The sequence below is a fragment of the Alteromonas sp. W12 genome (genome assembly GCF_001924945.1).
GTDB lineage: Bacteria > Pseudomonadota > Gammaproteobacteria > Enterobacterales > Alteromonadaceae > Alteromonas > Alteromonas macleodii.
In genome coordinates, this window is sequence record NZ_LQXH01000011.1 from 135,946 (window position 1) to 161,682 (window position 25,737).

Here is a 25,737-nt window from a genome sequence, read left to right on the forward strand (position 1 = left end):
ACCACCGTCTTCATTCCGTCTAGGTAGTAACGTTTAAGCATGATGCAGAAAAAAAACCGGGCTTTTTTAAAATGGGCCGGTGGCAAATACAGCTTGGTTGAGCATATTCAGGCCAGATTACCGCAAGCCAATAAACTCATTGAACCGTTTGTTGGTGCCGGATCTGTATTTCTGAATACGCAATACAAACGCTACCTGCTTAATGACATCAATCCTGATCTCATCAACTTATACAATTTCCTTAAAGCGCAGCCCGATGCACTGATTAACGATGCACGCGCGTTTTTTGATGGAAGTCGCAATGAAGAAAAGATGTACTATGACTTGCGCGAAGAGTTCAACGCAACGCAAGATGAATACTACCGAGCGATTCTTTTTCTTTATTTAAACCGACATGGGTACAACGGTTTATGCCGCTACAGCCTTCAAGGGCGTTTTAACGTACCTTTTGGCCGCTATAAAAAGCCTTACTTTCCAGAAGACGAGATGTTTGTGTTTTCGGAAAAATCGCAAAAAGCGACGTTTACTTGTCTTCCTTTTGAAAGGGTTTTTTCTAGAGCTAGACGTGGCAATGTTATTTATTGTGACCCACCGTATGCTCCTATCAGCAAGACTGCAGCGTTCACCAGCTATGCCGCGCGAAGCTTCGGACAAGAATCTCAAGAGAAGCTGGCTGAGCTCGCCACCCGCGCGTCAAAAAAGCGAGGCATACCCGTCCTCATCTCAAATCACGACTTACCGCTAACTCGGTCGCTTTATCACGGGGCAGATTTCAGTATGCTGTCAGTTAAGCGTTCGATAAGTCAAAACGGTGCAAAGCGACAGCCTGTGGATGAAATTTTGGCTTATTTCCCTCCAGCTAACGTCGCGCCAAAGCGAAAGACTCGAAAAAAGAAGACGTTTCACCGCCCTTCAGTTTAGTGTGTGGAGCCTAAAGAACGTCTTATAGGTAGCGCATCGACCGCCTTACCCGCATACGATTTTAATGTGTATTCACGCACTTGCTATGCGCTATAGCCCGTATACCATTTAACGAACATAAAAAGCGTAACAACAAACAGCACAACCAAGATTACGCCAATGACGGCGAAACTGATAAAAGTGCCTTTAGTAAAGTCACGTTCGTAGTTTTTATGGCTCTGAACACCAAATAGACTAGCAACTACACTACCTAGAACTGACCAAAAACCAGTACCAGACTGCATAATTTTCCCCTAAGTGTCGTTAGCAGGTGAGGTGAAATCTCGATTACCTTCGTCGCTGTGCATCAACTCAAGTAGGTCTAAAAAGTGGAATTGAAAAGAGGATGATTTCCCCGCTATCCATGACAGCCAACTTACTTCCTCAACACCCTCTTGATGACGGGCACATTGGTTTTGAATATGGCTTGCGGGCAACTTGGGGTTGAACTCCGTAACGGGTTGGAATTCGCATACTGACGAGTGTGAATTTGGCGTACTTGTAACCGCAACGCTAACAAGCGCTACCGCTCCACAAATCGCAAAAAATGGAAGAACCTTCATCCTGAATACTCCTTACACTCGTTTAAAAATTAATCTCATTATAATCAAAAGCAGGTTACGAACAAGTTAAAAATGCGTTGCTTTTAAAAAATGAAAAGCCTAACGGAAACACATTAGGCTTTTAGTACTCAACGTTTTGATAAAGGCCATCCAATGGCCGCTACAAAGTAGTTTATAGCTCGAAGTCTACTGAATACGCTACGGTAAATTTAACGGCGTCGTTATCAAACTCGTCGTCACCGCCCATGTCGTCAAGGTCGGTACCGGTGATGGCGAAGCTAAAGCCGTCTTTTGCTATTGAAATACCATAGTCCATATAACCTTCCACGCCATTAAACGCTTCAGCGAAGTCACCCTCGTGATAACCCACATGGAAACCAAGCTCAGTGCCATTCAGGATTTCTGTAGTGTAACCAAGAGACGTATAAGACGCTTGAGCAAAACCAAAGTCCTGGTCTTCGCCTTCGTCAGCTTCAGTGTGCGCTAAAAGGTATACCGTAAGGCTTAACCCACCCATACCTACAGACCCATAAACTTCTGCAAAGTCGAAGTTCGCTTCGTCATCGTAGTTGTAGTAAAGGTAGCCAAAGTCATAGGCAATACCGTCAGACTCACCTGAGAAACCGAAGTACATATCGTGCTCATATGAATATACGTCACCTGCACCGTAGTTCACGTTAGACGCCCACGTACCCGCATAAAAACCACTTTCATGCGCGTAATCGATACCACCCTGTACTGCGGCTTCGTTAGTTGTTTGTGTTAGACCACGCCAGATGTAGTTACTGGTTGCACTAGCGTTAGCAGTGAATGAACCTTCTGCATAGCTAGGCATGGCTGTTAACAGACACGCTGAAGAAATAGCAGCGGCAAGTATTGTTCTTTTTGTAGATGTTTTCATGTGTGTTCTCCAGTCAAATTCAAACTTGTTGTAATTCGTTTTTTCTGTCTGTGTTTTCTTTTTTGGACTGGATAACGCAAAGTTGATGCCCATTTATGGTTCATCAAAAAAACTCGCAAAAAATAAATTAACCAATTGAAATTTAAAATATTATTTCAATTAAAAAATTCACCTGCTGTCACCGAAACAAAAAAACGCTGCATAAAAATGCACCAACATAACGCGCGCTCACCAAAATTGGGCAACGTTCTGACAAAGTCCGTTTATCTTAAATTTCCGTGAAATTAACGCTGATTAACCCTTTGCATAGTAAAGAAGCACGGATTTGGGTAAACTTTCGCAAAGGTGAAACGTAAGTGGCAACGCACCTTGTTGTTTTTAGAATGAAAGGACATGCAATGAAACCATTCCTAATTGCTCCATCAATACTATCGGCCGATTTCGCTCGACTTGGCGAAGACGTAGAAAAGGTATTAGAGGCTGGCGCTGATGTGGTGCATTTCGATGTAATGGATAACCACTATGTACCCAATCTTACGTTTGGGCCAATGATTTGCGAGGCGTTAAGAAACTACGGCATTACCGCTCCCATTGATGTGCACTTAATGGTGAAGCCCGTCGATGACTTAATTGAAAAATTCGCGAATGCAGGGGCCAGCTATATTAGTTTTCACCCAGAAGCGTCTGAGCACATAGACCGCTCTCTACAGCTTATTATCGATGCAGGTTGCAAGGCGGGGCTCGTATTTAACCCAGCAACGCCACTACATTACCTTGACCACGTCATGGACAAACTGCACCACATTCTTATTATGTCGGTTAACCCAGGGTTTGGTGGTCAAAAGTTTATTCCTAGCACCTTAGATAAAGTGCGCGCGGTGAAACAGCGTGTATTAGAAAGCGGGCACGATATTCGAATTGAAATTGACGGTGGCGTAAAAGTCGATAACATTCGCGAAATAGCGGAAGCGGGCGCGGATATGTTTGTGGCTGGTTCGGCTATTTTTTCTCAACCCGACTACAGCGATGTCATTGAGCAAATGCGCAATGAACTAGCGTCACTGTCTAAAGCATAATTTTTGAAGCTTTATTTTCTCAAGCTTTATTTTCACAGTATTTAACGTATTACAGGTAAAAAGAAATGAGTAATAAACCCGTTGTATTAAGTGGCTGTCAGCCTTCAGGACAACTTACCCTTGGCAATTACATGGGTGCACTTAAACAGTGGGTTTCCATGCAAGACGACCACGACTGCTTATATATGATAGTGGATTTGCATGCTATTACTGTACGACAAGACCCTAAGCAGCTTGCTGAAGCTTGTCTAGACGGCCTTTCTCTTTACCTTGCTTGCGGTATTGATCCACAAAAAAGTACTCTGTTTTTGCAATCCCATGTGCCTGAACATGCACAGCTATCTTGGGTATTGAATTGTTACGCCCAAATGGGTGAGCTTAATCGCATGACTCAATTCAAAGATAAGTCTGCGAAGAACGAAAATAACATTAATGTAGGCTTATACAGCTACCCCGTACTCCAAGCAGCAGATATTTTGCTATACCAAGCAGATAAAGTACCGGTAGGTGAAGATCAGAAGCAGCACCTTGAATTGACTCGTGACATTGCTACACGTGTTAACAATCTATACGGCGATGTATTTCGTCTACCTGACCCGTATATCCCAGACTTTGGCGCGCGCATCATGAGCCTTCAAGAGCCTGAAAAGAAGATGTCTAAGTCTGACAACAACCCGAATAACTTCATCGGCTTATTAGAAGATCCTAAGAAGTTAGCCAAGAAAATCAAACGTGCCGTGACCGACTCTGACGAGCAAGCTAATATCTACTTTAACCCAACTGAAAAACCAGGCGTGTCTAACTTACTGACCCTACTTTCACTTGCGACGGGTAAATCAATTAAAGAGCTTGAGCCTGAATATACTGACAAAATGTATGGCCACCTTAAAGGTGATGTTGCAGACGCTGTGGTTGCTCTACTTGAACCAATTCAGGCCCGCTATGCTGAAATTCGCGCAGACAGAGCATATCTTGACGACGTAATGCGTCAGGGTGCTGAGAAAGCGTCAGCGCGAGCGGCTGAAACTTTGGCTAAAGTATACAAAGCAGTCGGCTTTATTCCAAAGCCATAACAGCCGAATTCCAACATCTTGCTACAAGCCATGAAGGGTTCATTTAATCCTTCATGGCTAGAACCTTCGCAACTTAGAAATACCAAGGACTAGCACTGCTGTGTTGCTGTTAATTGATAACTTCGATTCGTTCACTCATAACCTCGCTCGGTATTTCACTGAGCTCAGCGTCGACGTTGAAGTGGTGCGAAATAACGCACTGACCTTAGACGACATATCTCGCTTAGCGCCTTCACAGTTAGTTATTTCACCGGGACCATGCACGCCTAACGAAGCGGGCATCAGCTTATCTGCGATTGAACATTTTGCAGGCAAGATACCTATTTTAGGAGTATGCCTGGGTCATCAAGCTATAGGTCAAGTGTTTGGTGCCAAGGTAGTAGGTGCACAAGAGATTAAGCATGGAAAAGTTTCCCCCCTAACACACCGCAACAGTGGCCTGTTCAAAGGCTTACCTAACCCGTTTAACGTGACGCGCTACCACTCATTGGTTTTAGATCCCGCATCGCTACCTGCCTCACTGAGTGTTGATGCATGGTGTGAAACCGCAAAGGGCACAAAGGAAATCATGGCAATTTCCCATAATCATCACCCTATTTGGGGCGTGCAGTACCACCCCGAGTCACTGCTTACCGAACACGGTCATAGCGTACTGGATGCATTTCTTCAGTTTAAATCAATTTAAGTATACGAGTTTGATGCCGATACGCTTTTATAGTGTAAAAGGTTACGCTTGAAGGCCAGAATTACTCGCAATTCACTGATTTTTCGTTTAACTTTTCATAATTCGTTTTAGCCAATGCGCTGAATAAAGATTATACGAAGCATCGCACACGCAATATCAACAGTTGCAGGGTAAATAAGGCTTGCTTTCAAGCAGTAGCTACCATTTTCATCATTACCGTAGCGAAAGTAATAAAGGCCCCTGATGTACGATAATATTGCCGTTCACCAAAAAGTTATGAGCAGGAGTGCTTTTAATATGACAATGGGGGCAACCACACCGCCCACGATAGATGATCGTTTTGAAAATATGATCATATCGCCAGAGCGAGTGCTGGAAATGCTAGGAAGGCGCAAGGTGGGAGAGGTAAGCTTCGAGCAATCGGAGCAAGGTGATGCGCGCAGGCTGCTACTGCACGTTGAAAAAGTGGCGATTGAAAACAAGCGCCTTCAAGAGAAAACCGAAGCGTCATACCTTGAATCAGTGAGTCACCATCTTCACGAGATCCTTCTAGGTGAATTAACAGAGCAGCTAAGCTATACCGACGAGCTCGTTCAAAACGTACTTAACTTGCCCGAAAATATCGGCGAGCTTCTTGATGCACTTTCCGTGAAAGCATGCTCGGTTTCGAAACTAGAGCCAATTGCCGCAACCATGCCATGGCTTTATGATGAACTGATCGTTGTGGTGAATACTCCACAATTTAGACGCAAAGACTCCCGTGGGCGTATCATTGTTGTAGAGACACTGCGCACAGCATTGAGCTTTTTGGGTATTGAAAACCTACGCACATTGATACCGTCGCTCATCTTAAAGCGTGCTATGCCTCAGATTACCGACCCTTACCCGCTAATTAAACAAAAGCTTACGCCTTATACGACTGGCGTTGCCATAACGGCGAAACGCCTTGCAGCACTTACGGATCTAAACAAAAACCAGGCTTATACCCTTGCGATGCTTAGTAATTTGGGGCGTTGTGTCGTAACAAGACTTTACTTCAAACTGTTCGATAAAATTCAGCTACATCTGTTGCAAGAATGCCAGAAAGACAAAGAGCAAAAGCGACATGAAGCGCTACTCAAAGTGGCTCCTTCAGCCAACCACCTTATTGCACTACAGCAAGAATTCGCAGATGCAATCAGCGCGGATATTCTGGAGTGGATGCATTTAATGCGCTTGCCTATTGCAGAACCTATGCGAGCGTGTGCCGATAAAGTACCCGCACAGCCTAAAACACTCAGTAAGGTACTTCATCAAGCCCGAACCTACACACAAATTCGGATGTTACATCAGTTGAAGCTTGTTGAAATGAAAGAAGTAAAGCCGCTTTTCATGGAGCAACGCTACCCTGCAGGTGCACTCGAAAAACTCAAAACCATTGATATTTTCACCCTTCCTTTGGTGAAAAACGAAGAGAATCATTAATTTTTTAGTGGATATTCATGCACTCGTTATGCACCTTTTTCATTTCATGTGCATGATGCCCCAAATTATTGACGGTTGCTCAATGCCTTGCCCGTTTTTAGCGACATTAAACAGGTAAGGCTTCCAGTCCTATCCCCCCTTTTTTATTGCCTCACAGTGCATTAAAACCCGTATGCAGCCCTTTTCTCAGCGCAAAAATTGATTATTACTAATTGATATAGCCCAGTAGTTAATAGTTATTCACTTTTCCTGCAAATTAAGCCACAGTCCTTATAAATAAAGGGCTGCAGCCCTTTGCATAGAAGACAAATGTTAAAAAAAATGGCATACTGTTGAACAAATCCGATTAGTTTTTACGCGCCCAATTAACGCTTATCGACCAAAGTAGTACTAAAATGTGCTCATAGATTCGATAAGCCAAATCACACAGTGTGATTGGCGCCCAACGCAGAGGTAACAAAGATGAACGTAACTCGCGCTACATTTGATGATGTAATGGTTCCTAACTATAACCCAGCAGGTATGGTACCTGTTCGAGGTGAAGGTTCACGCGTATGGGATCAAGATGGAGCTGAGTACATCGACTTTGCAGGCGGTATTGCAGTTAACGTTTTAGGTCACTGTCACCCAGAGCTTGTGAAAGCTCTCAATGAACAAGGCAGCAAGCTTTGGCACTTAAGCAACGTTTTCACTAACGAGCCAGCCCTTCGTTTAGCTAAAAAGCTAAATGACGCAACGTTTTCAGATAGAGTTTACTTCGCAAACTCAGGCGCAGAAGCGAACGAAGCAGCATTGAAGCTAGCTCGTCGCTGGGCGCTGGACAAGCACGGTGAAGACAAAAACCAAATCATCGCTTTCAACAAAGGTTTCCACGGCCGTACCTTCTTTACCGTAACAGTAGGTGGTCAAGCTGCTTACTCTGACGGTTTTGGTCCTAAGCCAGGCGCTGTTGACCACTGTGACTACAACGATTTGGCTGCCTTTGAAGCGCTAATTTCTGACAAAACCTGCGCGGTAATGATGGAACCGCTTCAGGGTGAAGGCGGTATTATTCCACCTGATGTAGATTTCGTAAAAGGCGTTCGCGAGCTTTGTGACAAGCACAACGCATTACTTATTTTTGACGAAGTTCAGTCGGGTGTTGGTCGTACTGGTCACCTTTATGCCTACATGGGTCTTGGCGTAACACCTGATATCCTAACAACCGCTAAATCTCTTGGTGGCGGCTTCCCAATTGGTGCCATGCTTACCACAGCAGACATCGCTGCACACCTTAAGCCAGGTACCCACGGTAGTACTTACGGTGGTAACCCACTAGCCTGTGCTGTTGCGGAAAAAGCGTTAGATATCGTGAACCAGCCAGAAGTGCTTGAAGGTGTACTTAAGAAAGAAGCCCTATTCCGTGAACTACTAGGTGCTATCAATGAAAAGTACAACGTATTTGAAGAAGTACGTGGTCAAGGCATGCTGTTAGGTTGTGCGTTAAATGAGAAATACCAAGGCCGTGCACGTGACTTCATGATGGCTGCAACGAAAGAGAACCTTATGTGTCTTGTTGCTGGCATGAACGTTATTCGTTTTGCGCCTTCACTGGTTATTCCTGATGAAGACATCAAAGAAGGTCTTGCACGTTTTGAACGCGCCGTTGCTGCCGTTGTAAACGCCGAATAATTACAACACGAGTAGCGAACATGAATATCATTCGCCCTATCACGAAGGCCGACTATAACGCGCTTAAAGAAATCGCCGTTGAATCAGGTATTGGCTTTACGTCTTTACCTGTCAACGACGAGTTGCTGCAGCGTAAAATTGATCGTGCAGAAACTGCGTTTAACAAACCAAACGTAACCGAACCTGGCGATGAGTCATACTTGTTTGTAATGGAAGATACCACTACCGGACAGGTAGTGGGAACAACAGGTATTGAAGCGGCTGTTGGTATAGACGATGCGTTCTATCATTACCACCTAAGCAAAGTAGTGCACGCCTCGCGCGAGCTTAACATTCACAACACGGTAGACATTCTAACGTTTTGTAATGACTACACCGGTGTTACTGAAATATGTACGCTGTTTCTTCGCGAACAAGCCCGCGGCGGCATAAACGGCCGCTTCCTTTCAAAGGTTCGATTCTTGTTCATGATGGAGCACCGTGAACGCTTCTCAGAGACAGTTATTGCTGAAATGCGCGGTGTGAGTGACGAAGAAGGACGCTCACCGTTTTGGGAGTGGTTGGAAACCCATTTCTTCTCTATGGATTTTCCTACTGCCGACTACTTAACTGGCATTGGTAATAAAGTGTTTATTGCTGAACTTATGCCGAAGTACCCGATATACGTAAATCTGCTTAGCAAAGAAGCGCAGGAAGTCATTGGCGAAGTCCATGACAAAACACGCCCTGCTCTTCAGCTTCTTGAAGAAGAAGGCTTTTCTTGCCGCGGCTACGTAGACATTTTCGACGCAGGCCCGACGGTAGAAGCAAACTTAAGCCACATCCGCACGGCTCAGTCGAGTTTAAAACTGCCTGTAGTGATTGACGATAGCGCTGCTGCCCAAGGGCAAACGCACTACATCATTAATACATCAGTATCTGATTTTCGTGCAGTTGCCACCGAGATGACGGTAAGCGAAGAAAAGCAAGTTGCCGTACTATCTCGCCAAGCCGCTGCTGCATTGAATGTCAAAGAGGGAGAGCACGTACGCTTCGCCCCCGTTACATTCAGAGATTAAAAGGACACCCACTATGCTACATACACATTTTATCAACGGTGAATGGGTTGCCGGACAAGGTCATGACTTAACGTCAATTGATCCTGCAAAAAACGAAGTAATTTGGGAAGGTAAGTCTGCGACAGCCTCTCAAATTGATGACGCAATTAACGCTGCTCGAGCTGCACTTCCAGCATGGAGCATGAAAACCGTTGAAGAGCGTCTTGAGATTATTAAGGTTTATGGCACTAAACTAGAAGAAGCTAAAGCGCACCTTGCCAAAGTTATGGCTAAAGAAACGGGTAAGCCAGAATGGGAAACTGCCACTGAAGTTGGCGCCATGATGGGCAAAATTGGTATTTCTGAAAAAGCCTATTTTGAACGCACGGGTAACGTTGAAAACCCAATGCCTGTAGGTAAAGCCTTCATTCGACACAAGCCTCACGGCGTTGTTGCTGTATTTGGCCCATACAACTTCCCTGGCCACCTGCCAAACGGACACATTGTTCCAGCCCTTATTGCAGGTAACACGGTTGTGTTTAAACCAAGCGATTTGACGCCTATGGTTGCACAAGAAATGGTGAAGCTATGGGATGCTGCTGGCCTGCCAGCGGGTGTACTCAACCTAGTACAAGGTGAAGTTGAAACAGGTAAGGCATTGGCGTCGCATAACGATATCGATGGTCTTTTCTTTACGGGTAGCTCACGCACAGGAAAAATCTTGCACGAGCAGTTCGCAGGTCACCCAGGTAAAATTTTGGCTCTTGAAATGGGTGGTAACAACCCACTCATTGTTAAAGATGTGGCTGATGTTGATGCTGCCGTACATGACATCGTTCAATCTGCTTTCATTACGTCCGGTCAGCGCTGTACGTGTGCACGTCGCCTATTCTTACCAGCCGATGCACAGGGTGATGCAATCCTTGCTCGCTTAATCGAAGTGACCAAGAATATTAAGGTGGGTGATTATGACGCTGAAGATCAACCATTTATGGGCGCAATGATCTCAAGCAATGCCGCTGCACTGATGGTAAAAGCACAGCAAGAGCTTGAAAACCTTGGTGGTAAAGTACTGGTTCGCCTTGAACAAAAAGATGAGAACAAAGGTTTTGCTACTCCTGGCATCATTGATGTGACTGACATGCTTGCTTCACTGCCTGATGAAGAACACTTTGGTCCACTACTTAAAGTAATTCGTTACAGCGATTTCGACGCTGCGATTGAAGAAGCGAATAACACCAGCTTTGGCTTATCAGCAGGTCTTCTAGGCGACAACGAAGAAGATTATCGCTACTTCTTCGCACGCATTCGCGCGGGCATCGTAAACTGGAATAGACCTATTACAGGTGCAAGCAGTGCTGCGCCATTTGGTGGCGTGGGCGACAGCGGTAACCACAGAGCAAGTGCGTTTTATGCAGCCGACTACTGTGCGTACCCAGTTGCTTCAGTTGAGCTTGATAAAGTTACTATGCCGGGCAAATTAAGCCCAGGCTTGTCGATGTAACCCAAGCTTTTCACGTTATAAAAAGGCCGACATGATTTTTGTGTCGGCCAGTTTAGTACCAACCCTATACGAACTATTCGTTTAAAAATAGTCAACGACAGAAAGGACCCTACCACCATGCATAGCAACATCGATACGTTGTTTAGCAACATGTGGGACGATTACGTTACCATCACTCCCTCAGCGCACAAAATTCATGCACTTTTAGCGGGTGAAGAAAACACGAACGACATCGTTAACGACCATGTAGCTTTTCGAACTTTTGCTCTTGATAAAACCCGCTTAGACAAGCTTGCTGCGCACTTCTTAGCATTGGGTTATGAAGCTAAAGGCGACTATGACTTTGAAGCGAAAAAGCTTACTGCAAAGCATTTCGAGCACCCTGACGATACTAAACCAAAAGTATTTATTAGTGAGCTTCGTGTAAATGAGCTTTCTGAAACTGCTCAAGCAATTATCAAGAAGATGGTTGATCAAATGCCTGAGTCTGTAGTGGATGCAGATAACTTCTTGTACTCGGGTAAACATTGGGACGTTACTAAAGCAGAATACGACACACTGCTTAACGAATCAGAATACGCGGCGTGGATGGCAGCATGGGGCTTCCGTGCTAACCACTTTACGGTAAGTGTTAATCACTTAACCCGTACTGACGAGCTTACCGACGTAAACACATTGCTTAAAGAAGCAGGCTTTGTGCTAAACACCTCTGGCGGCGAAATTAAAGGTGGGCCAGATGTATTTTTAGCGCAATCATCAACGATGGCTGACCGTGCTGACGTAGCGTTTAGCGACGAAACTGTGGCAATTCCAAGCTGCTTCTACGAGTTTGCACAACGCTATGAAATGCCTGATGGTAAGATTTACAAAGGCTTTGTTGCCGCATCGGCAGATAAAATCTTTGAAAGCACCAATGCTAAGTAACGAGCTTGCTTAATCATTAAAAAAAGCCCGATAGGGCTTTTTTTGTTTATGCTTAGCTGAAGACATTACCGATTAGGCTCTGTAGTATGCCTTGCCAAGAACTGGTCGTAAGGCATTGGTTTATCAAAGTAAAACCCCTGCATCAGCTGAATGTCGGCCTGCTCCATAAAAGGCAAATAAGACTCCAACTCTACTCCTTCAGCCACCACATCTATTTGCAAACTCTTTAACATGGCTATCAAACCATTAAATAGCGCATTGGCTTTGCTATCTTGGTGAATACCCTGAATTAAGCTTTTATCCACCTTAACCACTTCAAACTGGAAACTTCGCAAGTAGCTAAGAGATGAAAAGCCACTGCCAAAATCATCCAGAGACAGTCTAAACCCATGATCTCTCAACGTGTTTAATGCTCTAAGTGCTGATTTTTCATCGCGAATAAAGACCGACTCAGTGAGCTCTAGTTCAATAAATTCGGGAGACACATCATTATCCATACAGATAGACATTGCCTGATTTGGAAATTCTGGGTCAAGCATCTGATTAGCGCTGATATTCACAGACAAAGGAATGGCATCACCCTGCTGCGACTCCATTATTGAAATGTAATCACATGCCGCTTCCAGCGCTTGAAGGCCTATGGCACTGTCTAGCTTGTGCTCTTCTGCTATAGGAATAAACACTGCTGGCGATACAACACCGTGCAAGCCTGAAATCCAGCGACACAGTACTTCACCGCCCTTTAACTCGCCGTTTAGATCGTATTTACCCTGAATATAGAAATCGAGAAGGTGGTTCTCTACCGTTCTGCGCAAGTCATTCACCATACTGACCTGCTGGGTCATGCTCTCATAGAGACCTGACTCGTAAATAAACGCCTGCCCTTTACCCAGCTCTTTCGCACGGTACATTGCGGCGTCGGCACACTGCACCAAGCTTTCTAGGTTATCACTATGTTCTGGAAATTCAGCAATGCCAATACTGGCAGACAGCCTAAGCTCCGACGTTTTTACGGTTATGGCGTCTTCTTCTATCTGGCTGATAAGCCGCTCAGAGCGTTCAGCAATTTCCTCAACATTCTGATTAGGCAATACGGCAATAAACTCATCACCACCCCACCTGCCGACTTCCCCTATCGGGCCGAATATGGCAGTAAGGAGCGCTCCTACGCGCTGAAGCTCAATATCCCCTCTTTCATGCCCTGCGTTATCGTTAATTGCTTTGAACCCGTCCAGATCAATAAAGACCAAAATAAAGTGCTGTTCTTTTTGTACTAACCCGGAGATGGACTCACGCAGCGAATTGCGATTGGAAAGGCCGGTTAACTCATCGTGCAATGCCAGTTGACGTAGTTTGGCTTCGTTGCGTTTTCTATCGCTGATGTCGCGCATTGTGGCAATCAAATAAGATGACGTTTGCTGGTAGGTCTCAAACAAAGCCACCGAGATATCGACAACCTTAATTTCACCGTTTTGCGTCTTCACTTTCGACTCGAAGCGAATTTGTTTATCAAGCGCCAACTGCACTTTATCGACTTTCTCAGCAATGAATATTTGGTTGAAATCCAAACCAATGCATTGCTCTTTGAAAGGCGCAGCAATCAGCTGAATATATGCATCGTTACATTCTGTGATAACAAGATCAGGTGAGAGTACTAACATGGGCTCACGTGAGCTCGCAAAAGCAGAGGCCATTAAGTGAAACGATTGTTCAGCTTTTCGCTGTTGAGTAATGTCTTTTGTGGTACCAACAATTTGAAGCGCTTCACCCGCTTTTCCACGCTTTAGCACGCGCCCGCGCAGCCTTACCCACTGAAAATCGCTGTCGAGCTTTAAGCGAAAGGAAAACTCTATACGGTCACGATTGCCGTGTAGCGCCATGCTCCAGTGAAACTGCAGACCGTCTAAATCGTCCTCATGTACCCGCTCTAGAAGCTCAATTAAGGTGCCTGACCAGGTAGATACACTTTCAGAATGTAGTGAGAATGAGCGAAATTCCATAATGTCATTCTCTGCCTCCCAATTCCAAAAAGACTCCTGCGACGCCCATAGTGCAAGTTCCAAATCTTTCTGTGCACTTTGGCTTTTTTGAAGCGTAGCATACAAACTTTGCGTCTTTTCTCTCAGCAAAGCTTCGGCTTGCTCTCTCGCATTTCGCTCTCGCTTTAAACGCCTTTCAAGTAACGCAGCGCGGTCGCTACCAGAAGGCGTGCTATGCGTTGTTCCATCTGACATAACATGCCTCCGTTAAACGAGAGATATACTAAATTCGTAGGTATGAGGCGTATCTAGTTGATGGGTTTCCCTTTCCAGGGTGCAGTTGTAGTGAGCTGCGGCTGCGTCCATCAAGCCTTCTGCTAAAGGATATAATTCTCTTTCAGAATAATACTGTAAGCGCATGGTATTATCGGTTCTGGATATCACCGTAAATCGGGGTAGGTCGGCGTCTGGGTAGAGCTTCTTAACCTGAACATGAATGTCGCCGTCCAAGTGCTCCAGCATATCCAACATGCCTTCTGTATTGGCCAGCACGTCGCCATGCACTGCACCTAACTTACCAAATAAGTAATAGCCGAAATCGTAGAGTAGCTCGTTAGCTGACTTACCCGTTTTCTCCACCAGCACACCTAACAGGCGTTGCATTTGTTCAAACGGGTAATAGCCCACTGCGGTATAAGCGCCGTCGTTTTCTAACCCAGCTTCCATGATGACATCGTCAGCAAACTCAGGAGAAACTTTCTCCTCGAGCATATCGATTAACGATGTAAAAACTATGCCTAGCATGTAAATTCCTCATCTAATCCCTTTTTGAGTGTAGTTCACCTAAGCATAAGAACAACTTAAACTTTATGACAAATCTTCAGATGTTTCGTCCTTGCTGGGTAAGACAACTTCAACCGTATCAACCCGCTGTAGTCCTCGCGGTAATTTATTCCCTCTTCGGCCTCTTTCTCCCTGATAGTGGGTAAGGTCGTCAGCCGTCAGTGTCATGTTGCGCTTACCGGCTCCCACTTTAATTGCGGCACCATCAGGTACAACAGCAAGCACCTTCACGTACTCTTCTCGAGATTGCGATTTTGCAGAAGGAATATTGATAAGCTTGTTCCCCTTCCCTTTACCTAAACTTGGTAAGTCGCGTAGTGGGAACATGAGCATGCGACCTTCATTAGAAATACTTAGGCACCAATCGGAGTCTGGATTTGTAACCGGTGTTGGTTTCATCACTTTCGCCGCAGTAGGCAATGATAAGTAGGCTTTACCTGCCTTGTTCTTACTCACCATATCTTTAAATGTGCCGACAAAGCCGTAGCCTGCATCAGAACCTACTAAGAATTTGCTTTCGTCTTGCGCCATAATGACGTGTTGGAATGACTCGCCACCCACTATGCTGAAGCGGCCTGTTAGCGGCTCTCCCTGACTTCGTGCAGAAGGTAATCCATGAGCGTCACAAGAGAAAGTACGACCTGAACTATCCATAAACACGGCAGGCTGATTGCTCTTGCCTTCGGCGCTGGATAAATAGGCATCACCAGCTTTGTAGCTTAAACCTTCCGCATCGATATCGTGACCTTTTGCACAGCGTGCCCAGCCCTTTTCTGACAGCACAACGGTTACAGACTCAGCAGGTACCAGCTCTTTTTCAGACAGCGCTTTAGCTTCACCACGCTCAACAATAGGTGAGCGTCTGTCGTCACCGTACTTTTCAGCGTCTGCAAGGATTTCTTTCTTAATTAGGGTTTTAAGACGGCGATCTGAGCCTAGAAGCTGCTGGAGCTTGTCGCGCTCTTCTGCAAGTTCATCTTGCTCGCCTTTAATCTTCATTTCTTCTAACTTGGCTAAGTGACGAAGCTTCAATTCCAGAATTGCTTCCGCTTGCGTGTCACTTAAACCGAATCGCGCCATTAATTCTGGTTTTGGTTTGTCGTACGTGCGAATAATTTCGATAACTTCATCGATATTCAAAAACGCAATTAATAAACCTTCTAAAATATGCAAACGCGCTAACACTTTATCTAAACGGTATTGCAAGCGGCGCGTCACGGTATCTTTTCGGTACTGCAACCATTCAGACAAAATCGTACGTAAATCTTTCACCTGAGGGCGACCGTCTAGGCCAATCATGTTCAAGTTGACCCGGTAGTTTTTCTCTAGGTCGGTAGTTGCAAATAAATGCTGCATCAGCTGAGTTACATCGATGCGATTTGAGCGAGGCGTAATCACCAAACGGGTTGGATTTTCATGATCCGATTCGTCTCGAAGATCGCTTACCATCGGTAACTTTTTCGCCTGCATTTGCGCGGCAATTTGCTCTAGTATCTTGGCACCAGACGCTTGGTGAGGTAGAGCGGTAATGACAACATCACCGTTTTCTTCCATATACACCGCGCGCATTTTTATAGAACCACGCCCAGTCTCGTACAGTTTTTGAATATCAGACTTTGGCGTAATAATTTCAGCTTCGGTAGGATAGTCAGGTCCATTAACGTGTTCTAGCACATCGCTAAGCTCGGCTTTGCTGTTGTCTAACAACATGGCACACGCGTTGGCCAACTCTCTCACGTTGTGAGGAGGAATATCCGTCGCCATGCCAACGGCAATCCCTGTCACGCCATTTAATAGGATATGTGGCAAGCGAGCTGGAAGCACGCTAGGCTCGTTTAGCGTACCGTCAAAATTAGGTACCCAATCTACCGTACCTTGTCCAAGTTCATTCAGCAGCACCTCAGAGAAGCGCGAGAGCTTAGCTTCCGTATAACGCATGGCAGCAAACGATTTCGGATCATCCGGCGCACCCCAGTTACCTTGACCATCTACTAAAGGGTAGCGATAAGAGAAAGGCTGAGCCATGAGCACCATCGCCTCATAACAGGCAGAATCGCCGTGAGGGTGAAACTTACCCAGCACATCACCTACGGTTCTCGCCGATTTTTTATATTTGGCGTTTGCATTTAACCCTAGGTCTGACATCGCATAAATGATGCGTCGCTGAACAGGCTTTAAGCCATCCGAAATATGTGGAAGTGCACGGTCCATGATGACGTACATGGAATAGTTTAGATAAGCGTCTTCGGTGAAACGTCGAAGAGGAAGTTGCTCTACCCCATCGCGATTAATGATGATCTCGTCACTCATGATAGTTTTTTCGTTTTGTTATTAATACCAATGCGCTCGTGCTAGTTAGGCTGTCTATTGTGGTCAATTTAGCGCACCACTTAGTGAAAGCTCGCGAGCGTTAAAGGCTATTGTGGGGTAAACCGCATTTGTGTGCAATCCTTGAAACCAATTGTCGCGACTTTTGGGTCTTACTCATTGTATGGGGTGAGGGTTTGTTTTGTTATTCTTCAAAGAGAGTGGTTAAATAGCATTGGGTGAAATTTGCCGTTCAATTTTCACTCTTACGAGTAAAACTAAAAAATAATAAAGCCCCTAATCAAACGGTAACGTAAGTACAGATAATCATGGCTATCTTTCGCGTATTCTTTTTTTTATTTCTTGTTGTAGGCAGTTACCTGCCTTCGAATGCCAGCGCGCAGCATATCGAGCAGCTCTTCGATGAAGAAAGTACGCTAGATTTATCAGACTCTCTGTATTTTTTATTTGAAACCGATTATCAGCTTACTATCAGCGATGTATCACGAAGGCGCAATGACTTCCTTATGCATCCCCATGACAACCCTAACTTTGGGTTTCGTAATAATGGCATGTGGCTACTCACTTCTGTTGCCAATGTTTCAAACGATAAACACTGGGTGTTCTCAATAAATTTCAGCCAACTCGACAGTGTTGATTTTTATTTGGTGCAAAACGGCAAGGTAATAAAGCAAAGCCATCAGGGGAAAGCTCAAAAAGAACAGCGTTTTCGTGTTCCAACCTTTCGTGTTGAGCTGCCTGATAGCGATCCTGTCGACCTTTACATACGCATTGAAAGTCGCTCATCTAGCCTAATTGCACCACTTCGAATTCAAGCCGAACCGCTACATAGCAGCTACTTCCAAATGGACAGCTTGCTCTGGGGCTTTTTCTACGGCGGATTGCTTATTCTCGCTATTTATAACCTTGCTCTATTTTTTGGCGTGCGGGAAAAAAGTCTGATTGCCTATGTTGGCTATATCGCTGCGGTTATTTTGTGGCAGTTTGTGTGGGGCGGCCATACGCACTTGCTGTTTAGTCAGGGGATCCCCTCTTGGCTGGTTGGGCATTCCGAGCTGATATTCGTAATTATTGGTATAAGCTCAGGCTTTTTTACCAAGACGTTCTTGGAAACGGAAAAGCACTCTCCCACGGCACATCCTGTCATTAACTTATTGTTGGTTTGCCAAGCGTTAACAGGGCTGGTGTGCTTCGTCGATCTGCTTCCTTCTATTTGGAAGAACAACCTAGTATACGGCGTGGGTCTTGTGGCGATATTGAGTTATATCTACGCCGGGTTCGAAGCATTTTTCAATAAGTTTAAGCCCGCGCGTTACTTCATATTTGCATGGAGTATGCTCGCCACCGGCGCAATTATAGGTATGTTAAGCCTTATCGGAATTTTACCTTCCAACGACTTCACCACCTATTGTTTTCAGGTGGGTGTTTTCTTAGAAGCAGGGCTCTTTTCCTTTGCATTAATGGAGAAAAGCAGAGGCCAGCTGGAAAGCGAAGTTGAGCAAGCAACAAATGATTTGCGCAACAATATGGAGCTCATTGAAGAGCAGAATGCCCGTTTAGATATCGCGCGCAAAGATGCGATAAAAGCCAGTAACGTTAAATCTCAATTTCTGGCCAACATGAGCCATGAAATTCGCACACCTCTTAATGCCATCTTGGGGTTCAGCAAAGAGTTGAACAATGCGTCGCTGCCCACTGACCAGCAAGAGCAAGTCAGAATTGTAAATACGGCCGCGGATAACCTGCTAACAATCGTTAACGATATCCTCGATTTTTCTAAGATTGAGGCCGGTAAACTGCAAATTAATAATCAGCCTTTCTCGCCTAATAAGCTGCTCGAAGAAATGGTCACTATCATGGCTAAATCTTCCCACAGCAAGCGCATCGAATTTGTATTTGATTTGCACCCGCTCCCTGAAAAACTCATTGGCGATGTGTTTCGTATTAAGCAAGTGCTCAATAACTTGTTAAGTAATGCACTCAAATTCACGTCCAGCGGTACCATTACGTTTTCGGTGGGCGGACGCTCGCTTCCTCATGGTATTCACGAAGTAAATATTACCGTTGAAGACACAGGTATCGGAATAAGCCGACAGGACAGAAAAAAGCTATTTAACGCCTTCTCGCAAGTAGACGACGCCCTTAACCGTAATTACCAAGGCACTGGATTAGGTCTCGTGATCAGTCGAGAGCTGGTTCGCTTAATGAACGGTGATCTAACGCTAAAAAGTGTATTAGGCCAAGGCTCTACGTTTAACGTATCACTACGTATGAACCAGTTAAGCCAGAAATATGCGTTAACTAGTAGTGAAGACTGGAAAGGTAAGAACGTGGTTATTTTCGACCCGGTACCTGCAACACGTCGCTCAAGTGCAAGCATGTTATCGATTTTGGGTGCGCAGGTTACCTCTGTTGAATCACTAGATTATTTGATGTCACTTAAAGGCCAGTACGACTTTTTCATGGCAACTGTGCCGGTAAGTAAGATGGGATTGCGGGATACCTATTTAAGTCGTTTTGTACAATTCCCTGCGCAAAAGCGCATACTTTGGTATTCCGGCCCTGAACCTTTTGCGCAATACCCAAGCCTGTCGCAACATTTCCATTCACAAGCGCGTATGCCGATGACGCTTACCAAGTTAGATAGCCTGGTGCACCACCATACAACGCCAGCTAAAAATGCGATGCAAGAGAAAATAGGCACGCTACCAAAAGCTAAAATTCTTGCCGTTGATGACATGGAAATGAATCTTAAACTGCTGCATACGTGGCTCGATCATTCTCCTGTCGAGCTAACCACAACGATCAGTGGACAAGACGCCGTCAATCAATGCCAGACTCAAGAGTTTGACTTAATTCTCATGGACGTGCAGATGCCAGGCATGGACGGACTGCAGGCCACCCGAGAAATTCGTAAATCACCGCTGAATATGGGTACCCCAATAGTGGCAGTGACAGCCCACGCGTTTAAAGAAGAGCAAGAAAGACTGCTTGCCTCTGGCATGGACGATTACTTACCTAAGCCTATTGAGGTTGAGCTACTTATTACGCTTATCAATTCGTGGTGCCACAATGTTGAGCCCGGTGAAATCGTCTTTCCCTCTATCGACTGGCAGCTAGCACTTAAACGAGCGAATCAAAATCAAGATACAGCAAAAGAAATGTTAGACAGTTTTATTGCGTTACTGCCCGAAACTATCGAGACACTTTCGGCGCTTTGGGACGATCAAGATTACAATGGGCTTAAGACCGAAGTTCACAAACTCCACGGTGCGTGTTGCTATACAGGTCTGCCGCGCATGCAGCATTTAGCCAACGAAACAGAGAGCTCACTTAAACTTGGTCAGCACAAGCTAGTCGAGGAAAACTTACCAGCCCTTATTGCCGAAGCCAAGAAAGTGCTTAACGAGAGTAAATTGAAGGACAGCCGCAGCTAGGCAAATAAAGTCTAATTGCTACGATGAGCTTAGCTGGCTTCAGAAGACTGCCTAGCTTTCTGGCACTGAGCAATAAGTCCTGCAAACTCGCTGGCATCCCTATCTAGCTCTGAGCTCGCGATAAAAATATCATACCCAAGGCGCTTTCTTAGCTCTACCATACGATGTGCCAGCATAGCTTTAATGCCTTTAATGATGGTCCCGTCTTCCATAACGTACTGCTTATCATCAAACATAGATTGTTCGTAACAGCTTCCAGAGGCGCAATTCTCATCTGTGTTCTGCATTAGCAATGGCCGCTGCTCCATTAACAAGTGCGTTGCAAGCCGTGGTGAAATCGTATTGAGGAAATCCGTGTAACTTTTGATTTTGAAACCAATGGTTTCAAGGGGAATATGCTCCAGCCCATGGCGAACACGGGGGCAATCTGCGCGCAGCAGGTTGTCCCAATGAATGCGCCAACTGCCCAGACGGTGGCGATAAGTAATATAGTCTTTGGCTATTTCCAAACTATAGTCGGGCTCACGAATTTTGAAGTACCCTACGAGCAAGCACACTAACGCGGCACTGGTGATAAAAATCCCCGCTAAGAACAGCCAATCGGGAAGAAAGGCTAACCACAGTGCCGCAATACACAAACCGATACAGCCCAGCACCAGGCTAGTAATACCGTTACTTTTCGAGGCAGCTCGGATATAGATTGGTTCGACACTAGTACCAGACATAAAAATACACCACCAACATGATTACGGCCCAAACGATATAAAGTCTCATGCGTTTACACTTAACGCAGTCGGTTTGCCACCAACGCAAAAGAGGATTTGATTTTCGCATACGCTAAGTAAGCCTAATTTATACGTGGGTTAAAAAGGGATAGTTTAACCGTAAAATTATGCCAATGTGTGATTTCTATAACGGTATCGTTGAAAAGCAGCCACTATAGTTGGCGTAAAGACTAACGACAAGATTACCGAGAACCCTACTCCACCAGCCAGCACCACGGCCAACGGCGGCCAAAAGCTACCTTCACTGAACAATAGCAAAGGAATCAATCCACCTACCGTTGTGAAAGTAGTCGATAAAATATGGCGGCTGCAGCTCATGGTTTCTTCAACAATGGCTTTCGTGTCTCCCTGCTTTGCTTTGGGGTTCGCCTTGATAGCGGCAATGACCACTATCGATCCGTTGATTGCTACGCCAATAAGGCCTGCACAACCTAGCAGCGGATTAAACCCAACCGGCAATCCAGATATCCAAAGACTGAACATACCCAGCCCTACAGAAAGTATTGCCACTAATCCGATTACACCCGCCATGCGCAAGCTGGTAAAAGTCAGAATGAGCGTAGTTACCATAAGAACCAACAGCACTGGCGCATAGGTCGCTAATTTACCTAATGCTTGCTGCTGTTCATCAGCGTCTCCAGCTAAATGAATACGATATCCTTCGGGAAGAATTAATCGACTTTCGAGCAGATCTCGCAAATGGTTACTTGCATCAATGGCCGGAACACCAGGAAGCAAAAACGCCTGAATACGGTTGAGTCTTTCACCATCGAGACGCGTGATACTGCTGGTTGCAGGCTGAAGCGTTAAGTTTGTTACAGCAGCAAGTGGCGACCAAGAAATAGCATTGTCTCCTGCAACCGGAATTGGCATGGCGTCTACGCCCGTTACATTTTGTCTATACGCCTCGTCTAGCCTTACGCGTACAGGAATTTCTTCTGTGCTTTCCAAAACAGAACCACCAGTAATACCTGAAAAGTTTATCTGCATTTGATTGGCAAGCTCGGAAAGCGTAAGCCCCAAGTAAGACAGGTTATCGCTGTCCGCGTTTATTTTAAGCTCGGGTTCTCCCATTGAAACGCTGGTTATAGACTGAGAAATGCCGTCGACTTCAGACATTAACATGCGTACTTTGTCGCCTAGGTCGTTCAACACATTCAGATCAGGGCCGAAAATCTCTACCTCAACAGGCGCCGCAATAGGCGGACCCTGCCCAAAGGCTCGCACTACAATTTGTACTTCTGGATACGCGCTATCAAGCTCTTGTTGTAGTTTGCCCACTAGCGCAACAGCGTCATCCACTGTATCTGTCGACACCACAGCATTTGCGAAATAAGGCATGTTGTCACGCGTCATCATCTGGTTGTAGTACACCGACGGCGCAGAGCCCCCGACTAACCAACTTACTTGTTTCACGCCTTGCTCACTGCGAATAGCACTATCTATTTTTTTAACATAGTTCGTTGTGTTGTCGATGCTGCTCCCTTCTTTGGTCCACAGGTACACTTCGAACTGGTCTCTATCTGCACTTGGGAAAAACACATTGGCCAAGGTGCCCGACAATATAAAACCCGATAAACAAAGGATAGCAATAACCGGTAACACCAAAATTGGCTGTTTAACCCATCTACCCAATTGCTTTTTAAAAGCGAGACTGAGCTCTGGCGCTTGTAACCCCACTTTCCACCACGCCTTCGATGCTATTTCATGTTGCGAACTATTGTCGTGCTTTGGCAAAAATCGGGCAGCGAGGGCTGCAATGATAGTAAGAGAAATAAACAGCGAGCCAATAAGTGCCATCACCACGCTAATGGCAATCGGGCCAACAAAGTCACCAATGTTTCCATCTAAAAGAAAGATGGGCATAAAGCCTAAAATGGTCGTCAGCGTTGAAGCCAGCAGCGGTACAAATAGATGTGAAACGCTTTTGGCCATAGCACCTACTCGCGTTAAATTAGGATCTTGTAAATTAATGCGAATTTCATCGGTAATAACAATGGCGTTATCGATTAGTAAACCAATGGCGATGATCATGCCAAAGATAGACATTTGGTGAATTTGCTCGTCGTAAAAACTTAAAGAGAACAAGGCAAAAGCGGCGCATAAGGGAAGTGCCAGGCCCACAATCCACGCAGCACGAAACCCCATGAAAAGTAGAATAACCACCATGACCACGGCGCAGCCCATAAGCAGGTTCATCGATAAGTCAGCAAGGCGAGTAGCGGTATATTCGTTTTGCTCAAATGCGACGGTAGCGGTTAAGGTTCCGCTGAAGTCTTTATTGAACTGCTCCACTACTGCTAATGCATTTTCTGTCCATACATCAGAACGCAGTGACGGCTGCATACGCGCTGCCACAAATATAGACTCTTCACCATTTAGAAATGCCACTTCGTTGCGAGGGGTAGTAAAACTGCGCTCCACTGTAGCGACGTCTTCTACCCGTAAGTAGCGGCCTTGCTCGTTAACTAAGGGAATTGAAGCAATCATGTTCACGCCATTTAAGCCCTCTCCCACTGTAAAGCGCAAATTACTTTGCTGGGAGTTAAGCATTCCCGCAGGCAATTTGGGGTCGGCGCGGCTTATTAAATTGCTTACTTGCTGTAAGGTAAGACCCGTTGCGGCAAGCTTAATAGGGTCGATATTGACGCTAATCTCTTCCTGCGGTGCGCCGTATACACGCACTAGCTCAGTGCCGTTAACGTTTCGCAGCCTGTCTGTAAGTTCTTGAGCCAAACGCGCGGTGAGTGTAATAGGGGTATTTTCAAAGTGGTCTGCTCGCACAGATAGCAATAAAGTGAACGCTGTCGCGCCGCGCTTTTCATCGAAAACTGGCGCCATTGCACCTTCAGGGAATGACTCGGCGGCAGCGCCAATGGCGTCGCGAATTTCACTGAATAATTGTTCGTTACTTGAATTATTTATCCAGTCTTGCGTCTCTATGAGAATGATGGAGATACCAGCACGCGACGTGGACTTCACTTCCTTTATTTCAAATATTTCTCTAAGCCTGTCTTCAAGCACATCACTAACCAAAGCCTCTACCCGTTCCGCCGATGCGCCTGGGTATTGAGTGATGATTAATGCGTTTCGCGTATCTATTCGCGGGTCTTCAATACGCGGCAGAGAGCCTAATGCTGACAACCCTGCTGTGACTAGCACCAGAAGACTCAGTATGAGTAAATGCCCTCGTCGGTAAAATAAGGTATACCATGGATAAGATTTATCTGAGCCGAAGTTAAATGACTTCATTAGCGTGCCCCAGCTTGATGTTGACTGGGGATTGATACCATTTGGCCAGGTGCGAGTTTGTGTGTACCTTCGCTTACGTAAACCTCTCCATCTTTGAGCGCTCCGCGCACAAACGCGTTGTTTCCGTCGGTATATACAACTTCCACTACACGGGCTTCAAGGGTGGCGTTTTGCTCGTTTGATAAAACAAATACACGCCACAAACCGCGCAAGCCGTTGCTTAGCGCGTTAGCCGGCAGCCAACTTCCTGTCTCAGAGTGAGAACGAAATCCAGACAAAATGGCCATGTCACCGGGGCGTACCCGCTCATTACTATTTAATGTCACTAAAATATCAACGGTTCGCGTTTGCACGTTGCGAACAGGTAAGCGTTGCGTAACAGTTCCCGCCACATCAATATCCCCGACGCTAACCAGCACCGGCTCATTAAGGTCAAACTGATCCACAACATCGGCAGGTACCGCGAAACGAGCCTGATAATTCTCTATGCCCGTAATTCCAAACACGGGAGTTCCAGCGCTAACTACACTGCCTTCATCAAAAAAGCGTCGATTGACTACGCCATCGAAGGGAGAAATAAGGGTCGTTTTTTCTATTTCTACATTCAGTGATTCAAGGGCGGCCTGCATTTCACTAACTTGGGCCTTAGCGACATTGAGACTTGCCTTGGTTTCGTCTAGTCGCTGCGCTGATTCTAGCTTTTTCTCAACCAACGACGTGGTTCTTTCGCTGTTTACTCTAGCAAGTTCAAGGTCGGCGTTCGCACGCTCAAGTGAGGCTTGAAGCTCACGTTTTCTGGCATTGAGACGCTGAATATCTTGACGGGCTAGAACATCTCCCTTGCTTACTACATCGCCCTCTTCTACAAGTAATGTATTGACTTGCCCTGCCATATCGAATGAAAGCGAAGTGGCCCGCGGGGATTCGATTAGCCCAAAAACATTGATTGGAGTTTCAAAGCCCGATTGAATTTTGACTGTTCCAGTGGACACTGCAACGGGAACTCTTGCCTCTGGCGTTTGTGTCGCATTGCCAAGACCTGCTGTCATCAAAAGAATGACCAACGCTGCAGTAAAAACGGCAATAGCGATAATAAGTGAGAGTTTGCCACTTTTAGAAGGCGTCGTTGCAGCAGTCATAACATTTCCTTTAACCAGTTTAGCGTTTGCTCTGGGCTATATTTGCATACTTATTGTGCTATGCTAGTATATAAATACTAGACCGTCCAGTTTGATATTTAAATATTCGTCAATAA

19 protein-coding genes are annotated in these 25,737 nt (G+C 45.5%); 10 read left to right on the forward strand and 9 right to left on the reverse strand.

Annotated elements, in window-relative coordinates:
* Nucleotides 1–39 precede the first annotated feature (39 nt).
* Nucleotides 40–921, forward strand: a complete 882-nt coding sequence (locus AWH61_RS17360; protein WP_075177770.1) for a Dam family site-specific DNA-(adenine-N6)-methyltransferase — start codon at nucleotides 40–42, stop codon at nucleotides 919–921.
* 83 nt (nucleotides 922–1,004) lie between these two features.
* Here AWH61_RS17360 and AWH61_RS17365 read toward each other — a convergent pair whose 3' ends face one another.
* The 3 genes from AWH61_RS17365 to AWH61_RS17375 form a co-directional block, all read right to left on the reverse strand.
* Nucleotides 1,005–1,205, reverse strand: a complete 201-nt coding sequence (locus tag AWH61_RS17365) for a DUF2970 domain-containing protein (RefSeq protein WP_014948028.1) — start codon at nucleotides 1,203–1,205, stop codon at nucleotides 1,005–1,007.
* Between the two features lie 9 nt (nucleotides 1,206–1,214).
* Nucleotides 1,215–1,523, reverse strand: a complete 309-nt coding sequence (locus AWH61_RS17370; RefSeq protein WP_014948027.1) for a hypothetical protein — start codon at nucleotides 1,521–1,523, stop codon at nucleotides 1,215–1,217.
* A gap of 172 nt (nucleotides 1,524–1,695) precedes the next feature.
* Complete coding sequence (locus AWH61_RS17375) at nucleotides 1,696–2,517, reverse strand: TorF family putative porin (RefSeq protein WP_014978118.1); 822 nt, start codon at nucleotides 2,515–2,517, stop codon at nucleotides 1,696–1,698.
* Nucleotides 2,518–2,822: 305 nt separating this feature from the next.
* Between AWH61_RS17375 and rpe the strand changes: the two genes are divergently transcribed.
* The 8 genes from rpe to AWH61_RS17415 all read left to right on the forward strand — a co-directional run bounded on the left by rpe (nucleotide 2,823) and on the right by AWH61_RS17415 (nucleotide 11,858).
* Entirely contained in the window at nucleotides 2,823–3,500 is a 678-nt protein-coding gene (rpe, locus tag AWH61_RS17380; protein WP_075177792.1) for a ribulose-phosphate 3-epimerase, read from the forward strand.
* Nucleotides 3,501–3,565: 65 nt separating this feature from the next.
* On the forward strand, nucleotides 3,566–4,573 hold the full coding sequence (trpS, locus tag AWH61_RS17385) for a tryptophan--tRNA ligase (protein WP_039225099.1): 1,008 nt from the start codon (nucleotides 3,566–3,568) through the stop codon (nucleotides 4,571–4,573).
* A gap of 100 nt (nucleotides 4,574–4,673) precedes the next feature.
* Entirely contained in the window at nucleotides 4,674–5,258 is a 585-nt protein-coding gene (locus AWH61_RS17390) for an anthranilate synthase component II (protein WP_014948023.1), read from the forward strand.
* Between the two features lie 297 nt (nucleotides 5,259–5,555).
* A complete protein-coding gene (locus AWH61_RS17395; protein WP_014975475.1) occupies nucleotides 5,556–6,722 on the forward strand; it encodes an HDOD domain-containing protein in 1,167 nt (388 codons plus the stop codon).
* A gap of 462 nt (nucleotides 6,723–7,184) precedes the next feature.
* A complete protein-coding gene (locus AWH61_RS17400; RefSeq protein ID WP_014978113.1) occupies nucleotides 7,185–8,393 on the forward strand; it encodes an aspartate aminotransferase family protein in 1,209 nt (402 codons plus the stop codon).
* 20 nt (nucleotides 8,394–8,413) lie between these two features.
* Complete coding sequence (astA, locus tag AWH61_RS17405; protein ID WP_014948020.1) at nucleotides 8,414–9,451, forward strand: arginine N-succinyltransferase; 1,038 nt, start codon at nucleotides 8,414–8,416, stop codon at nucleotides 9,449–9,451.
* Nucleotides 9,452–9,464: 13 nt separating this feature from the next.
* Nucleotides 9,465–10,934 (forward strand): succinylglutamate-semialdehyde dehydrogenase, encoded by a 1,470-nt coding sequence (gene astD, locus AWH61_RS17410; protein WP_075177771.1) that lies wholly within the window; start codon nucleotides 9,465–9,467, stop codon nucleotides 10,932–10,934.
* 117 nt (nucleotides 10,935–11,051) lie between these two features.
* A complete protein-coding gene (locus AWH61_RS17415; RefSeq protein WP_075177772.1) occupies nucleotides 11,052–11,858 on the forward strand; it encodes a DUF1338 domain-containing protein in 807 nt (268 codons plus the stop codon).
* Nucleotides 11,859–11,923: 65 nt separating this feature from the next.
* Here AWH61_RS17415 and AWH61_RS17420 read toward each other — a convergent pair whose 3' ends face one another.
* From AWH61_RS17420 to parC, 3 genes are all read right to left on the reverse strand, one after another.
* Complete coding sequence (locus AWH61_RS17420; protein WP_014975472.1) at nucleotides 11,924–14,092, reverse strand: putative bifunctional diguanylate cyclase/phosphodiesterase; 2,169 nt, start codon at nucleotides 14,090–14,092, stop codon at nucleotides 11,924–11,926.
* Nucleotides 14,093–14,104: 12 nt separating this feature from the next.
* Nucleotides 14,105–14,641: a heme NO-binding domain-containing protein gene (locus tag AWH61_RS17425; protein ID WP_014948016.1), complete on the reverse strand. Its 537-nt coding sequence runs from the start codon at nucleotides 14,639–14,641 to the stop codon at nucleotides 14,105–14,107.
* 63 nt (nucleotides 14,642–14,704) lie between these two features.
* Nucleotides 14,705–16,990 (reverse strand): DNA topoisomerase IV subunit A, encoded by a 2,286-nt coding sequence (parC, locus tag AWH61_RS17430; protein ID WP_014975471.1) that lies wholly within the window; start codon nucleotides 16,988–16,990, stop codon nucleotides 14,705–14,707.
* A 326-nt stretch (nucleotides 16,991–17,316) separates the two neighbouring features.
* Here parC and AWH61_RS17435 point away from each other — a divergent pair, with 326 nt between their 5' ends.
* Nucleotides 17,317–20,445: a hybrid sensor histidine kinase/response regulator gene (locus AWH61_RS17435; protein WP_075177773.1), complete on the forward strand. Its 3,129-nt coding sequence runs from the start codon at nucleotides 17,317–17,319 to the stop codon at nucleotides 20,443–20,445.
* A 29-nt stretch (nucleotides 20,446–20,474) separates the two neighbouring features.
* Here AWH61_RS17435 and AWH61_RS17440 read toward each other — a convergent pair whose 3' ends face one another.
* The 3 genes from AWH61_RS17440 to AWH61_RS17450 all read right to left on the reverse strand — a co-directional run bounded on the left by AWH61_RS17440 (nucleotide 20,475) and on the right by AWH61_RS17450 (nucleotide 25,621).
* Nucleotides 20,475–21,170: a DUF2982 domain-containing protein gene (locus AWH61_RS17440; protein WP_075177774.1), complete on the reverse strand. Its 696-nt coding sequence runs from the start codon at nucleotides 21,168–21,170 to the stop codon at nucleotides 20,475–20,477.
* A gap of 165 nt (nucleotides 21,171–21,335) precedes the next feature.
* Nucleotides 21,336–24,482: an efflux RND transporter permease subunit gene (locus tag AWH61_RS17445; RefSeq protein ID WP_075177775.1), complete on the reverse strand. Its 3,147-nt coding sequence runs from the start codon at nucleotides 24,480–24,482 to the stop codon at nucleotides 21,336–21,338.
* The gene (locus tag AWH61_RS17450; protein WP_075177776.1) at nucleotides 24,482–25,621 is read right to left on the reverse strand and encodes an efflux RND transporter periplasmic adaptor subunit; all 1,140 of its coding nucleotides are present in this window, start codon (nucleotides 25,619–25,621) and stop codon (nucleotides 24,482–24,484) included. Before AWH61_RS17450 ends, AWH61_RS17445 begins: the two co-directional genes overlap by 1 nt.
* Between the last annotated feature and the right edge of the window lie 116 nt (nucleotides 25,622–25,737).